The sequence below is a fragment of the Paenibacillus baimaensis genome, from assembly GCF_025567575.1.
In genome coordinates, this window is the sequence record NZ_JAOQIO010000015.1 from 75353 (window position 1) to 89780 (window position 14428).

Annotated in this window: 15 protein-coding genes and 2 pseudogenes; 16 read left to right on the plus strand and 1 reads right to left on the minus strand. The window is 44.1% G+C overall.

Features of this window, described 5'->3' with window-relative positions:
• Positions 1-140 precede the first annotated feature (140 nt).
• The 15 genes and pseudogenes from OB236_RS06780 to OB236_RS06850 all read left to right on the plus strand — a co-directional run.
• Entirely contained in the window at positions 141-716 is a 576-nt protein-coding gene (locus tag OB236_RS06780; protein ID WP_262683278.1) for a TetR/AcrR family transcriptional regulator, read from the plus strand.
• 48 nt (positions 717-764) lie between these two features.
• A complete protein-coding gene (locus OB236_RS06785) occupies positions 765-1538 on the plus strand; it encodes an SDR family NAD(P)-dependent oxidoreductase (RefSeq protein WP_262683279.1) in 774 nt (257 codons plus the stop codon).
• A 197-nt stretch (positions 1539-1735) separates the two neighbouring features.
• Positions 1736-2350 (plus strand): isochorismatase family cysteine hydrolase, encoded by a 615-nt coding sequence (locus OB236_RS06790; protein WP_262683280.1) that lies wholly within the window; start codon positions 1736-1738, stop codon positions 2348-2350.
• A gap of 97 nt (positions 2351-2447) precedes the next feature.
• Positions 2448-3818 (plus strand): MFS transporter, encoded by a 1371-nt coding sequence (locus OB236_RS06795; RefSeq protein ID WP_262683281.1) that lies wholly within the window; start codon positions 2448-2450, stop codon positions 3816-3818.
• A gap of 80 nt (positions 3819-3898) precedes the next feature.
• Positions 3899-4720 carry an enoyl-CoA hydratase/isomerase family protein gene (locus OB236_RS06800; RefSeq protein ID WP_262683282.1) on the plus strand — a complete coding sequence of 274 codons (822 nt, stop codon included), beginning with the start codon at positions 3899-3901 and terminating at the stop codon, positions 4718-4720.
• 350 nt (positions 4721-5070) lie between these two features.
• Entirely contained in the window at positions 5071-5493 is a 423-nt protein-coding gene (locus OB236_RS06805) for an organic hydroperoxide resistance protein (RefSeq protein WP_262683314.1), read from the plus strand.
• A gap of 532 nt (positions 5494-6025) precedes the next feature.
• Complete coding sequence (locus tag OB236_RS06810; protein WP_262683283.1) at positions 6026-6349, plus strand: NIPSNAP family protein; 324 nt, start codon at positions 6026-6028, stop codon at positions 6347-6349.
• Between the two features lie 71 nt (positions 6350-6420).
• Positions 6421-6963, plus strand: coding sequence for an NAD(P)H-dependent oxidoreductase (locus OB236_RS06815; RefSeq protein WP_262683284.1), 543 nt, complete (start codon positions 6421-6423; stop codon positions 6961-6963).
• Positions 6960-7592 (plus strand): DsbA family oxidoreductase, encoded by a 633-nt coding sequence (locus tag OB236_RS06820; RefSeq protein ID WP_262683285.1) that lies wholly within the window; start codon positions 6960-6962, stop codon positions 7590-7592. Before OB236_RS06815 ends, OB236_RS06820 begins: the two co-directional genes overlap by 4 nt.
• 291 nt (positions 7593-7883) lie before the next feature.
• The gene (locus OB236_RS06825) at positions 7884-8627 is read left to right on the plus strand and encodes an SDR family NAD(P)-dependent oxidoreductase (protein ID WP_262683286.1); all 744 of its coding nucleotides are present in this window, start codon (positions 7884-7886) and stop codon (positions 8625-8627) included.
• Positions 8628-8687: 60 nt separating this feature from the next.
• Entirely contained in the window at positions 8688-9005 is a 318-nt protein-coding gene (locus OB236_RS06830; protein WP_262683287.1) for an NIPSNAP family protein, read from the plus strand.
• A 28-nt stretch (positions 9006-9033) separates the two neighbouring features.
• Positions 9034-10125 (plus strand): NAD(P)H-dependent flavin oxidoreductase, encoded by a 1092-nt coding sequence (locus OB236_RS06835; RefSeq protein ID WP_262683288.1) that lies wholly within the window; start codon positions 9034-9036, stop codon positions 10123-10125.
• 89 nt (positions 10126-10214) lie between these two features.
• Positions 10215-10877, plus strand: a complete 663-nt coding sequence (gene wrbA, locus OB236_RS06840; RefSeq protein WP_262683289.1) for an NAD(P)H:quinone oxidoreductase — start codon at positions 10215-10217, stop codon at positions 10875-10877.
• A 94-nt stretch (positions 10878-10971) separates the two neighbouring features.
• The gene (locus OB236_RS06845; RefSeq protein WP_262683290.1) at positions 10972-11712 is read left to right on the plus strand and encodes an SDR family NAD(P)-dependent oxidoreductase; all 741 of its coding nucleotides are present in this window, start codon (positions 10972-10974) and stop codon (positions 11710-11712) included.
• A 385-nt stretch (positions 11713-12097) separates the two neighbouring features.
• Positions 12098-12208, plus strand: a pseudogene (locus OB236_RS06850) (SDR family oxidoreductase); the annotation flags it as partial.
• An 85-nt stretch (positions 12209-12293) separates the two neighbouring features.
• Here OB236_RS06850 and OB236_RS39995 read toward each other — a convergent pair.
• Positions 12294-12507 (minus strand): annotated as a pseudogene (locus OB236_RS39995) (IS3-like element ISBth8 family transposase); the annotation flags it as partial.
• Positions 12508-12857: 350 nt separating this feature from the next.
• Between OB236_RS39995 and OB236_RS06855 the strand changes: the two are divergent.
• Positions 12858-14390, plus strand: coding sequence for a spore germination protein (locus OB236_RS06855; RefSeq protein WP_262683291.1), 1533 nt, complete (start codon positions 12858-12860; stop codon positions 14388-14390).
• Positions 14391-14428: the final 38 nt, after the last annotated feature.

The following is a 14428-nucleotide window of genomic DNA, read 5'->3' on the forward strand; positions in this document are numbered from 1 at the left end:
GATCATTCATCTCCAGTAATTTTTCCTTATTATGATTGAGAGTATTCGGAACCACACATATTAAGAACGATCGTTCAAAATAATTGTTGACCGATCGTTCTTAATATACTAAAATTGTTTTGAAAGGAGGGAGCAATGAGATGGCCAGGACAAAAGAATTCGATGAAGATGCCGTTCTGCTTAAAGGCATGCGGTTATTTTGGGAACAAGGTTATGAGAAGACATCCATTCAGGAACTGGTCTCACATATGGGGATTCATAAAGGGAGCATGTATGATACCTTTGGCGATAAGCAATCCTTGTATGTCAAAGCATTGAAACGCTATAGTGAAATGTTGGAGCAATCGGTTAAGCGTCGTATGGCTGATACCCGTTCTGCCAAGGAAGCAATCCGACTGTTGTTTGAAATTGCAATCCAACAAAGAGAAGAGTTTCCTGAAGGCTGCTTTATAGTGAATACCGCGGTTGAGTTGGCAAAACATGATTCTGAGGCCAGAGAATGTGTTCATCTAAACTGGGCCCGTACAGAACAGTTAATACGTGATCTTATTGTGGTAGGCCAACAATCGGGGGAACTTTCACAGACACACAATGCGGAATGGCTGTCTTATTATTTCAATAATGCACTAATAGGACTTCTAGTTATGGTTAAGACTATAACGGACAGAGAAAAATTACGTCAGATCATTGAAATGAATATGTCGGTATTGGAATGAATGGTTATTTTATCATTTAAAATAGTAAAACTATGGGGGCGAAACAATATGGGAAAACTTGATGGGAAAGTGGCTTTAATTACAGGAGGCAATAGCGGAATCGGTTTGGCAACCGCAAAGTTGTTTGTGGCAGAAGGTGCAAAGGTCGTTATAACAGGCCGGAATCAGACCACGTTGAGCTCGGTGGCTGAGGAGCTTGGCGCCAATGTCCATGCGATTAAGGCGGATGCAGCCGATCCAGCAAGCATGGAAAATGCGGTGTCCGAAGTAGTATCAACCTTCGGCAGACTTGACATCGTATTCGCTAATGCCGGCATTGCAGCCCCTACACCACTAGGAAGTACAGAGCTTTCGGTTTTTGAAGAAGTGCTTAAGGTTAACGTAACCGGAGTCTTTTTCACTGTACAAGCCGCCCTCCCCCACTTGAAGGAAGGAGCTTCCGTAATCTTGACCGGCTCAACGCGTGCAACTGATGGTGCGCCGGAAAGATCAGCCTATGCGGCGAGTAAAGGAGCCATCAGCAGCATGGCTAGAGTGTTAGCTTCCGAGCTGTCGCCGCGGGGCATTCGTGTAAACACTCTGGTTCCAGGGGCAACACGTACACCAATTTGGAAACAGTCTACACCTGATGAAATAGCAAAACTGGAGGCTGTACATGCGCGTGCGATTCCTCTTAAACGCATGGGTGATCCGGAGGAAGTTGCCAAGGTTGCCTTGTTCTTGGCTTCTGATGATTCTTCATATGTGCAGGGGACAGAAATCATCGTTGACGGGGGAGCAGCAGCAGCTCCGCTGGGAGCGCCAATATACAGACAAGGATAAGTACGCCCTTCTTATTCTTATTTTTGAACGATCGTTCAAGTTCGGTGAATGAACACATTAATATTCGAATTTAAATAAGTAGCAAAGTATTAAAATCCAACTGAAAGGACTATAATCCGATATGCCGTTATTACATGTTCTTATGACAAAACTTTAACTTAAGAGAATTTTCACAAGACAGAAGGGAATGTATTCAATTGATAAAAACATACGATAAAACAACAACAGGGCTTCTTTTAGTTGATCCTTATAATGATTTCTTATCACCGGAAGGCAAGCTTTTCCCACGTGCTAAAGAAGTTGCAGATTCCGTAAACTTGCTCGAACATTTAAAAGAAATCCTTATTGTAGTTCGGAACGCCGGCATTCAAGTTTTTTTTGTTCCTCATCACAGATCTGAACCGGAAGATTTCCAAAATTGGAAACATCCGACTCCATATCAGCTCAAAAGTAAACAAGGACAGGTGTTTGCTAAAGATTCTTGGGGTGGGGAATTTCATCCAGATTTTCAACCTCACAAGGGTGATGTGATTATCAAAGAGCATTGGGCAAGCAGCGGATTCGCGAACACTGACCTTGATCATCAACTTAAGATGCATGGTGTACAAAAGATTATTGTTATTGGTATGTTAGCCAATACTTGCATTGAAGCGACTGCACGCTTTGGCATGGAGCTTGGTTATCATGTTACCCTTGTTAAAGATGCTACAGCAGCTTTTAGTAATGAGGCTATGCACGCGGCGCATGAAATTAATGGCCCTACATTTGCACATGCCATTTTAACAACAGAAGAACTTCTTGCTGCTCTGTAAGAAGCCTACAAAGAACTAACGAAAACTGTGAAAATTTATTGGGTTAGACCACCACCCTACCTATGGACGGGTATAGCCTTGATAGGACGGTACCAACATGAATGACAAAATCGTAATGCCGGTATGGACGTTTGGACTGTTCATCGTCGTGATGAACACGACGATGTTTAATGTCTCCCTTCCGAGCATCATTCGGGAAATCGGCGTTTCGGCGGCTCTCGGATCGTGGATTGTTTCAAGTTACTCAATCGGCTATGCATTATCAACGGTGATTTACAGCAGACTCTCCGACGTGCTGCCGATTCGAAGATTGCTGTGGATTGGACTCGCGATACTAGGGCTTTCTTCCGTCTTCGGCATCATGGCGACGAATTTTCAAGCTCTGCTTATGGCTCGGATTGCGCAGTCCGCCGGCGCCGGCGCGATGGCAGGACTTGGTCTCGTTCTCGCTAGCCGGTATATTCCTTATGAAAGGCGAGGCAGAGCGATATCAATGATTTCGGCGGGAGCTGCCATGGCATTCGGACTCGGGCCAATTGTCGGCGGGTTGATCAGCGAGTATATCGGCTGGAATGGGTTATTTGCCGTCACTTGCCTTGTGATTGTCCTTCTCCCGATTCTGCTGCGCCTTCTCCCCAAAGAGCAGCCAAAGCCGTTCCGGTTCGACATAGCCGGAGCCATCCTAACCGTGGTCAATGCAGCGACGCTTCTGATCGCCATAACCCAGCGCTCGGCCGTTTGGCTGATAGCCGGATTGTTATCGATCGCCGCCCATGTCTGGCACCTCAGACGCGCGCAAGAAACGTTCATCAACCCGGATCTCTTGGCTAAGCCCATGTACCGGAAACTGCTTGTTATCGGTTTCTGCATCATGATGCTCAATCTAGGTAACTTGTTTTTAATGCCCCTGGCACTTGCCAATCTGTTCGCCAAATCGCCGTTGGCCATTGGCATTACGATCGCGCCGGGCGCTGTTTTATCAGCCATTCTTACGCCATTCGTCGGACGCTGGATCGACCGGTACGGCAATGTGCGGTTTCTGATTCTCGGGCATGGCATTTTAGCTTTCGTTTTGGTCGCCTTTTGGGCGGATCTAGGCGCATCACCGGCTGTCATCTTGTTCGGGTACCTCTGCTTCTCGCCAGCAGTCTCGGCAACGATAGCATCGTTAAACAACGAAACGTCGCGTATTTTGCCGGCCAAGTTGATTGGTTCGGGCATGGGACTGATGCAGCTCATCCAGTTTTTCGGAGGTTCAATTTCCGTTGCGGTTTGCGGTATGTTACTCCAATTTCAAAAAAATAATTCTCTCGCAAGTGCCTTTGAACATGTGTACGGCGCTTTATTTGCGATATGCATCTGCTCGTTATGCTCGCTGCTCTGGTACATGCTGTCCAGCCGTCGGTCCGAGTCTTCGCCTGGCAATGTAACGGAAAGCGCCTTAAGCACTGGCGAGACAGCTAAATAAATGATCGATTGATGTGCACCCATTCGTGAAACAAAGTCAATACCAAAGTATTGAATCCCACCTAAGAAGGAGCTATTAACATGAACAAAAACAATCAATTTACCGTAAATCGTAAAACACCTGCCTATTGGCGCATTACATTTCATAACCCGCCGATTAATCTCCTCGATCCTGACACTATGTTTGAGCTTTTAACGCTCATGGATCAAATCGAGACAGACCCCGATCTGAAGGTCATTGTATTCGACAGCGCAGACCCCGACTATTTCATAGCGCACTATGACATGGCGCGTGCCGGAGAAAAACAAAACAGTCCAAAAGAAAGTGACCTTCCACCATTTATTGATTTCGCGACACGTCTTTCAAGGGCATCGGTCATCAGCATAGCTGAAATTCGGGGGCGGGCCCGGGGAATCGGAAGCGAGTTTGCGCTTGCTTGTGATATGCGTTTCGCCAGCCTAGAGAAGGCCATCTTCGGACAGCCTGAAGTGGCTGTTGGCGTCATACCAGGAGGTGGTGGTAATGAAATGCTCTCCCGCTTGGCGGGTCGCGCGCGTGCCCTTGAGATTATCCTTAGCGGTGACGACTATGATGCCCAAACGGCTGAACGCTATGGATGGATTAACAGAGCGATCCCTGACGCAGAATTAGTCGACTTTGTGGAAAACTTGGTTCGAAGAATTTCGGTATTCGATCAACAGGCTTTAAGTGAGACCAAGAGGCTCCTTAATCGCACTGGAATTCCTGAAGCCTCAGAATTGCTGGAATCTCGAACAGCCTTTATCTCTGGAGCCATGTCAAAAAATACTCAGGAAAAAATGTCAAAAGCAATTGCGCGAGGCTTTGGTCAACGAGGCGATTTCGAGCTTAATTTAGGGCATCATATAAGCAATATTGAATAGATGCCTTTTCCGATCGGCAAAAATCCCTCATCACAGATCTGAACCGGATGATTTCGAAACTGGAGTGTATTCGAATCCAAATCAGATCAAATCTAAAAAGTCACAGGTATTTGCTAAAGGTTTTTAGGGGGATTTCATCCGGATTTTCAACCTCAAAACGGTGATGTGATATTTCTTACTGCTCTGTAAGTGATTTCGCGGGAAGCAGTATTTCTGCCATGCCAGCGAGGTCCTTGCGAAGGCAGAAGCCGCGGGACTTGCCGCATTATTGGGCGAGCAAAGGTACAGTTACCATATGACGAGAGTTTAAAATAATCCAGTATAAAAGGAGAGTTATGAAAATGATTAAAATGGAAAAGCAATTGTATACAGCTACTGTAAACGTTCAAGGCGGAAGAGAAGGCAAAGCGGTTTCCAGCGACGGAATCCTTAACTTGGACATGAGAGTTCCCAAGGAATTTGGGGGTCCTGGTGGACCTGGTACTAATCCGGAGCAACTGTTCGCTGCAGGATTTGCTGCATGCTTCGAAGGTGCGATAGGTCTTGCTCTTAGAAAGAAGAAGATTAAAGCGGAAGATACAAAAATAACTTCTCATGTTACGATTGGCAAGGATGCGAACGACGGCTATATCCTGGCAGTTAAACTGGACATAACTATAAGGGGTGTAGAAACCGATGTCGCTAAGCAAATAGTCGAGGAAGCCCATGAGATATGCCCATATTACAAAGCAATCCGTGGCAATATCGAAGTAGAAACGAACGTTGTTGGTTGATCAGCTCACACGATTCAAGAACATATAATTAAGAGGGCGCATATCTGCGGATTTTTCAATTAACGATTATGATCATGTGAAAATAAACGGGCAAGATAGTTCAGAATCAAAGTTCCGTGGGTCTGAGGCTCATCAATGACGATTCCTGAACCAAATGGGGATGCTTGGCGGGACCGGCCCCGAATGTCCCAAATGGGAGAGGATGGATTAGTCAACTGAATATTCATATAGCTCTCTTGTATGTTTAGGTTAAGATATCTAAATTTGAGATACCTGACATCAATATTCTATATTATGCAGGATAATAAGAATCGTTGTATGATGAATGAGCAGATCAGAAGGTCTAATATTTTTTTAAATATAAACTACCTATTAATAGATAGATAAGGAGGCTTGTAAAAGTAAAATGAATATTTAAGATACAGTAGTGATGTTTGAAAGCAGCGGATCAAGAATGATCGACTTTCTCTTCCAAATCAAATAAAAAAGAGTTGTCAAAGATAGTAAAAGAACAATTTTGAGGAGGGAAAAGATGTTATATGAGCTGCGAGTTTATGATGTAAATCCAGGCAAAATGAAGGTAATCCAAGAAAGGTTCAGAGATCATGTTATTCAATTATTTATGAATCATGGTATGAAAGTGACGCATTTCTGGGAAGATTTGGGTGAAGCGAATAACCGTCTTTATTATGTTGTTGAGCATGCCAATATGGAAATACGTAACCTTAACTACGATCGTTTCCGCAACGATCCTGAATGGATTGAAGTTAAACGATTCTCAGAACTTGATGGACCATTAGTTAACAAACAAGAAAGTATATTTATGAAGAACGCACCATTTTTCGATAACAAATGAAAATCATGCAGGAAACCTGTCCGTAAATAAAAAAAGATTTCAAAAAACAATAATGAAATGGAGCAAATAAAATGAAAACTTTAGTAATCGTTACTCACCCGAACATCGAAGCATCCAACTGGAATAAAACATGGGTGGAGGCATTGCAAAAGCATGGCGATATCACGGTTCATGAATTATACAAAGCGTACCCAGACGAAAATATCGATGTTTCTAGAGAGCAGCAATTGATTGAAGCGCATGACCGGATAATTTTTCAATATCCGCTTTATTGGTACAGCACACCGCCATTACTCAAAAAGTGGTTTGATTCCGTATTGCTATATGGCTGGGCTTATGGACCGGATGGCAATAAAACAGCAGGTAAAGAAATTGGTGTTGCGATATCGACCTATGGTACGGAAGAGTCGTATCAAGGAACTGGATTCAATCGCTTTACCCTGAGAGAAATATTGCGACCAATAGAAGCGCTTGCTCATTTTATTAGTGCCTCTTATCTGCCACACTTTTCACTAAACGACACGTCTATCGTTACAGATGAACGATTAGCACAGAGCAGCATCGATTACATTAATCATATTAAAACGGTGAAGCCAGTTGTGGTTGAATCATGAAAAAATTGATCATTGATGTTTATATAGATACGATGTGTCCCTGGTGTCGTATGGGAACTTCCAGTCTGCGAAGCGCTTTGAAACAATTGCCAGAAGGTACAAAGGCAACCGTCCGCTGGCATGCTTTTCAGATTAATCCTGGTATTCGTCCTGAAGGAGAAGATTATCGCCAGGTTATGATTGGCAGATTAGGCGGGATACCTCAATTCGAAGCAAGAATGAGGCAGTATAATGAAACAGGTGCTCATTTCGGCCTTACATTTAATATGGATATTGTGAAATATACACCGAATACTACCTTATCCCATCTGTTAATAGCTATTACGCCAGAGAATTTGCAAGAGCAATTGATTGAGAAGATATATACGGCTTATTTTGAAAATGGTATCGATATCGGCAATGTGGATGAACTTGTGGAAATAGCAAGAGCAAACGGGATCACTGATGATGCTGCTGAACTCAAAATGCGGCTTATTAAAGGCGATGGGATTGAAAAGGTTGAATTAGGACAGCGCTACGCTGAAAAGCTGGGAATCAGAGGGGTGCCTTACTTTGTCATCAACGAGAAGGTCAGCCTATCTGGTCTACAATCTCCAAGTGATTTTATAAGAGTGTTTGAAAATAGTTAAGCTGATGCAATGTATGACAGAATCGCATCAAAGCCATAGTAGACGGCAAGCGGAGTCGTAGAGCAGCCTCTTAAAGCCGTGCCATCTGTACTGGCCGCACTGACCAAAGGAGGCTTGAAAATATACTTTGGATATTCAGGTTTAGATATCTGAATTTGAGATAATCAATATCACTATTCCGTATTATGCAGGATAACAAAATCATTGTATGATGAATAAGCAGATCAGAAGGTCTGATATTTTTTCAAATATAAACTACCTTTTAGTAGGTAGATAAAGGGGAATGGTAAAATGAATATTCAAGATAAAGTAGTAATCATAACAGGTGGAAGCAGCGGAATTGGTAAAGCAGCGGCAATTGAACTGGCGAAACGAGGAGCCAATGTAGTCATCAATGGTCGCCGCGAACAAGCGTTGGTTGAGGCTGCAAATGAAATCGATCCGACAGGAGCGCATGTCGCATATGTTGCCGGCGACATTTCAGATCCCCAAATAGCTGAACGCTTAATCGGCGAAGCACTTTCGCGCTTTGGACGTATCGACACACTGGTGAACAATGCCGGCATTTTTATAGCGAAACCATTCACGGACTTTACTGAAGCAGATTTTAAATCGGTACTGTCCATCAATGTGGCAGGATTCTTCCAAGTTACTCAGCGTGCGGTGAGCGAGATGCTGAAGGCGGGTTCCGGTCACATTGTCAACATCACGGCAAGCGGAGTCGTAGAGCAGCCCCTTAAAGCCGTGCCTTCTGTACTTGCCGCACTAACCAAAGGTGGCTTGAACGCAGCAACGAAATCGCTGGCGATTGAGTATGCGGACAAGGGCATTCGCGTGAACGCAGTCGCGCCAGGGATCACTAAGACGCCGATGCATCCGGTTGAGACACATGATTATTTGGCTCAATTGCACCCAGTGGGTCGTATGGGCGAGGCTCAGGATATTGTTGACGCCATTGTGTATCTGGAATCCGCACAATTCGTGACCGGAGAAATTCTTCATGTCGATGGCGGTCAAAATACCGGACAGTGGTAAGCCGTAAATAATCTTTTGAGTACGGACAAATACTGAATTAAGAAAAGGAGGATGGCGTTCATGCTGTACGAACTGCGGATTTACGATGTGATACCGGGTCGCATGCAAGCGTTACTGAATAGGTTCCGGGATGATACGATAAAAATTTTTGCTAAACATGATATGAAGGTAACGAATTTTTGGGTAGACGCGGACGAATCGAAGGATCGGTTGTATTACGTGCTTGAGCATCTGGACGCGGCATCCCGTGAACGGAACTTCCAAGCCTTTCTGGAAGATCCAGAATGGCTGGAGCTTGAGGATAGAACCGAACAAAACGGCCCCTTATATGAGAAAATCGATGTTGTCTATATGAAAAAAGCATCATTTTTCGAGTGAAAAGTACGTTAAATGTGAGAGGAGGAAGATGAACATTAAACTTGACACAGAACTTTGTCACATTTTTAATATTCGTTACCCCATCTTCTTGGCGGGCATGGCAGGTGGACCTGGAACGGTCAGCTTAACTGCGGCTGTATCAAATGCTGGCGGGCTTGGCACGCTAGGAGCCGCTTATATGGAGCCTGAAGTGCTCCGCAATGCGATTCGTGACATTCTTAAGTTAACGAATGCTCCTTTTGGAGTGAATTTATTTTCTATTCGGGCTACCGACGACAATACGAGAACTGGCGAAGTTCAACGGGAACTGAATGATATGCGAAAAAAACTCGGGCTAACTGAGGTGTCGGGAGAAGCCGTACGGACCCTTGATCATTTCGAAGAACAATTCGCCATTATCCTGGAGGAAAAAGTCCCTGTTATCAGCACGGCGTTTGGCGTTCTTCCTGCACATATGATTAAGCAAGCTAAAGCAGCCGGCATTCGAATTGTCACAATGGTGACGACGGTCAATGAAGCACTCCTTGCTGAACAGGCGGGATGTGACGCGATTGTGGCTCAGGGCAGCGAGGCTGGGGGGCATCGTGGGACATTTGACATCTCCAATCGACCCATGGGTGCTAATATCGGCACTATGGCCTTAGTGCCGCAAATTGTTGACCGTGTTCATGTTCCGGTCATTGCGGCAGGAGGGATTATGGATGGCCGTGGGCTTGTCGCCGCACTCGCACTTGGGGCACAGGGTGTGCAGATGGGGACGCGCTTCCTGACTTCGATTGAATCTGGAGCCCATATCTCGTATCAGCAAATACTGCTCGCCAGCACCGAGGAGAGTACGGTGATCACGAATGTGTTTTCGGGTCGCCCGGCCAGAGGGGTTGCTAATGAATTTATCGAAGTTTGGGATAAGAGCGAGATAGATCCGCTTCCGTTCCCTACTCAAAATACCGCGACAAGGGATATAAGAAATGCTGCGGCCAAGCAAAATAATCCCGATTATATGTCTTTGTGGGCAGGACAAGGTTTGCGGATGCTTACTTCTGGCCAAAGTGCAGAGAGTATCGTACAGGAAACTATCAATCAGACGCAAACTATTCTCTACAATATAAAAAATGAATGATTATGGAGATACTCTTGCTTGACCCAATATTATAACTTATCCGCGGATATGGATTTGTCCGTCAATCAATAAAGTTTGGAGCGATACCAATGAATATATTTAAAAAGCTATTTAAAAAGGAGACTACACAAATGTCATCATCAAAAGTAAATCTTGCAGTTATCTATTACAGTTCCAATGGAACTAACTTTCAATTAGCTCAATGGGCAGCGGAAGGAGGTCTTCAAGCTGGAGCAGATGTAAAAATTCTAAAAGTACCAGAAACTGCGCCACAATCCGTTATTGATGGTAGTCCATCTTGGAAAGCTCATCTTGAAGCAACCAAAGATATTCCTACCGTATCTCTGGAAGATTTGGAATGGGCAGATGCGATCATCTTTAGTATGCCGACCCGATTCGGTAATCTTCCCGCTCAAATGAAACAGTTCATTGATACGACTGGTGGTCTTTGGGCCCAAGGCAAAACGGTGAATAAAGTCGTGAGTGCCATGACCTCTGCTCAAAATCCGAATGCCGGGCAAGAACAAACGATACTTCAGCTGTACACGTCAATGTACCACTGGGGTGCGATTGTGGCAGCTCCCGGATTTACAGATCCATCGGTATTTGTTGCCGGAGGGAATCCATACGGTACAAGTGTAACCGTAGATCAAAATGGATCGATGAAGGAAGACGTGCGCGCTGCTGCTGAACATCAAGCGAAACGTACGATATCCGTTGCTAAAGCGATGAAAAACGGTTTAGGCGAATAATACTAGCCATCACTTATTGTGATTATACATGTAGGCGATCTATTCTGTTTAATTATTTTTCGTAAAATAATGAATTTATAGGAGAAATAATCATATGGATATTCAGGGAAAAGTATTTGTGATAACTGGCGGAAGCAGCGGTCTTGGGAAAGCTATGGCGATTGAGATGGTGAATCGAGGAGCGAATGTAGTTATCAATGGACGCCGCGAACAAGAGTTAGCTCATGCTGCAAAAGAAATCGATCCTACAGGAAAACAAGTGCAGTTTGTTGCCGGAAATGTTGCAGATCCTAAGATCGCGCAGCAATTAATCGAAGAAAGTTTGGCTCACTATGGACGCATCGATACGCTAGTTAATAATGCAGGAATTTTCATGTCCAAGCCATTTACGGAGTATTCAGAAGAGGACTTTGCAACGTATTTATCCACGAATGTCGTCGGCTTCTTCCACGTTACCCAACGTGTGGTGTCTGAGATGCTGAAACAAGGAACGGGACACATCATTACCATCACGACGAGTCTGGTTGATCAACCGTCGGTTGCCGTTCCTTCTGTACTCGCCTCATTGACGAAGGGTGGTCTGAAGTCGGCGACGAAATCACTAGCCATTGAGTATGCTTCCAAAGGTATTCGCGTGAATGCAGTCTCACCGGGGGTAATTAAAACACCAATGCACCCTGTTGAATCACACGATGCCCTAGCTAAACTGCATCCAATGGGACGCATGGGCGAGTCACATGAAATCGTCGAAGCAGTCTTATATCTAGATTCAGCCAACTTCGTAACTGGTGAGACCCTTTATGTTGATGGCGGTCAGAATGCCGGTCATAACTAGAAATGGGGTTGGGGTGGACTACCTGTGTTGGAGTATCGCTGGCAGCTTGCCGCTAAGATGAAGTAATCACTAGAAAGTTGACAATGCGCTCGTAATAAAAGCGTCTTTATTAGGTACTTATTATGTATTCTGGAATTTGGGAATATTAAATATAAGTTTTTGATGTAACGGTACGATAGTTCAATGAAAGTAATCTACAGCTTTATTATTCGGAATTACTCTAAGCAATACTTCAATCAACAGTGAGTCTAAAACTATTTATTAATATCTTGTCGATAACATGACTGGAATTCCTTGATGGATCAGGAATCCCAGTTCTTTATTTTTTATTTATTATCATAAACAGGCGCTCGACTTATAGCTTCGTCCAAGTAAGGTTCTCAAGCGTTTCGATCAACCCGAGGAACTCGTGGAGCTCGTGGTATTCATCGCTTCTGACCGGGCGTCTTACATCACAGGTGCCAACTACCCAGTCGACGGCGACACCGCTTGGTAGAGCTACAGGGAGCTCGGGCAAATCCTAATTATGCAGCGGCTGTTTTCCGGTTTTAACCGGGGAACGGTCGCTTAGTTTTTTCTGGAATCTGCTGTGGTATGACTTTGTACAACGAGTTAGCTGTCTTGAGGCGGATAAGATAGATTTTCTCTGTTTTCAGATGAGAAAAGAAAGACTCTATGCATGCATGATCATGATAGTTTCCACGCCTGGAATGAACTTGCTACCATCCGGTATTCCTCAAATTGCTTGTTATAGTGTTTTGTGTTGTATTGAAATCCTTGGTCTGAATGCAGCATAGTGCAATGGAGATCTGTCGGTGCTATGGAGTTTCTCTAGGGTCTGCATAACGAGCTTCAATCATTAGTATCGGTGCCAGGCGACAACCTCGTGCCTTTGGAAACAATGGAAGAAACGGAAAACCAAAGTCAAAAGACTTATCTCCTTAGGTATGCCCAAGGAGATAAGTCTATGGGGAAATACCCGACAAAGGGTACTGGCTAATTGCAAGGAGTCCGATTTTGAGTCGAGCAAGGGGTATCTTTATTACAAAACGCATGAATGAAATTTATCAAAGTCGTATTCATTCGTATATGTCTTACTCTATTTGGAATAATAGCAGTGATTGTGTCAAACAGGAGGAGCTTTCATGAGATGGTTTAAAAGAGGTAAATTCCAAAAAAACGAAAATATTCTTAAAATGAAAAGCACAAACCTGGAGGAAGACAATAATAATGAGTTTTCAACAGATATTGAACAAAACGAACAGATTTTAAAAGAAGCGTTTCAGGATTGTTCTGATTTGGAGTACCGTAAGGTAGAAGTTAACCATAACACTCAATGGCTCATTGTTTACATTGATAACTTGATTGATCTTAAAATGCTTGAAGAGCATGTCATTAAACCAATGCTAACAAGCGTAGCAAGGGACACGCTTCCAAAGGAAGCAGGAGATCTTAAAAGTGAGATGATCTCCATAGGAACCACGAATAGCTCTACAAAAGTATCGGATACCATACGAAACATCTTAGAAGGTCATGCCGCCATTCTAATGACGGGTAGTAGTAACGTGATGACGGTTTCAATTCCCGGTTCATCCAAAAGAAGTCTTGAGGAAGCGTCATCCGAGCCAGTTATACGCGGCCCAAGGGACGGCTTCATCGAACAGATTTCAACAAACATAAGTCTGATACGATCCAGACTCAAAACTTCAAAATTAAAGGTAGAGTATATAACCATAGGAGAGCTTTCCCAGACTCGAATAGCTATTACATACCTAAAGGGTATTGCGAAGGACACATTAGTTGACGAAGTTAGAAAAAGATTAAAGCCAATTGAATTGGACGGCGTACTCGATTCAGCGTATATCGAAGAATTTATTGAGGATCAACCGTATTCACCATTTCCTCAAGTCCTTAACACGGAGCGTCCGGATGTGGTGGCTGCTGAATTGCTTGAAGGAAAAGTAGCCATTCTTGTGGATACTACCCCATTTGTCCTTATTGTTCCGATGACGTTCTGGACAGGACTTCAGGCAAGTGAAGATTACTACGTTCGTTGGCAAGTCGCTACTTTTGTTCGATGGATACGATTCCTTTTTATCAATTTTGCGATATTTGCTCCTCCACTGTATGTAGCGATTACGACCTTCCATCAGGAGATGATACCCACTAATCTAGTGCTGAGTATTGCTGCTTCAAGGGAATCCGTCCCCTTTCCTGCGATATTTGAAGCTTTATTAATGGAAATCATATTTGAAGCCCTGCGGGAAGCCGGGATTCGTCTGCCTAAACAGATAGGCCCGACCATAAGTATTGTTGGAGGCTTAGTAATCGGCCAAGCAGCGGTTCAAGCTGGATTAATATCTGCTCCGGTAGTCATTATCGTATCCATCACTGGAATTTCTGCCTTTACGATTCCCCGATACAACTTTGCAAACGGAATCCGATTACTTCGGTTTCCTATGTTATTCTTAGCGGGGACACTTGGCCTCTATGGCATTGTTCTAGGACTTCTAGGCATCATGTTACATGTGACCAACCTTCGATCATTCGGAGTTCTTTATTTTTCTCCAATCACTCCGCTCAAGGTTGCCGCCTTGAAGGATGTTTTAATAAGGGTACCGATTTGGGCGAAATCTCGCCTTTCGACAACACCTAATCAAGAGGGGGGGCAGAAGTAACAGTTCTTAGGAAAATGGGTTGATCGTTTGGGGGGTAA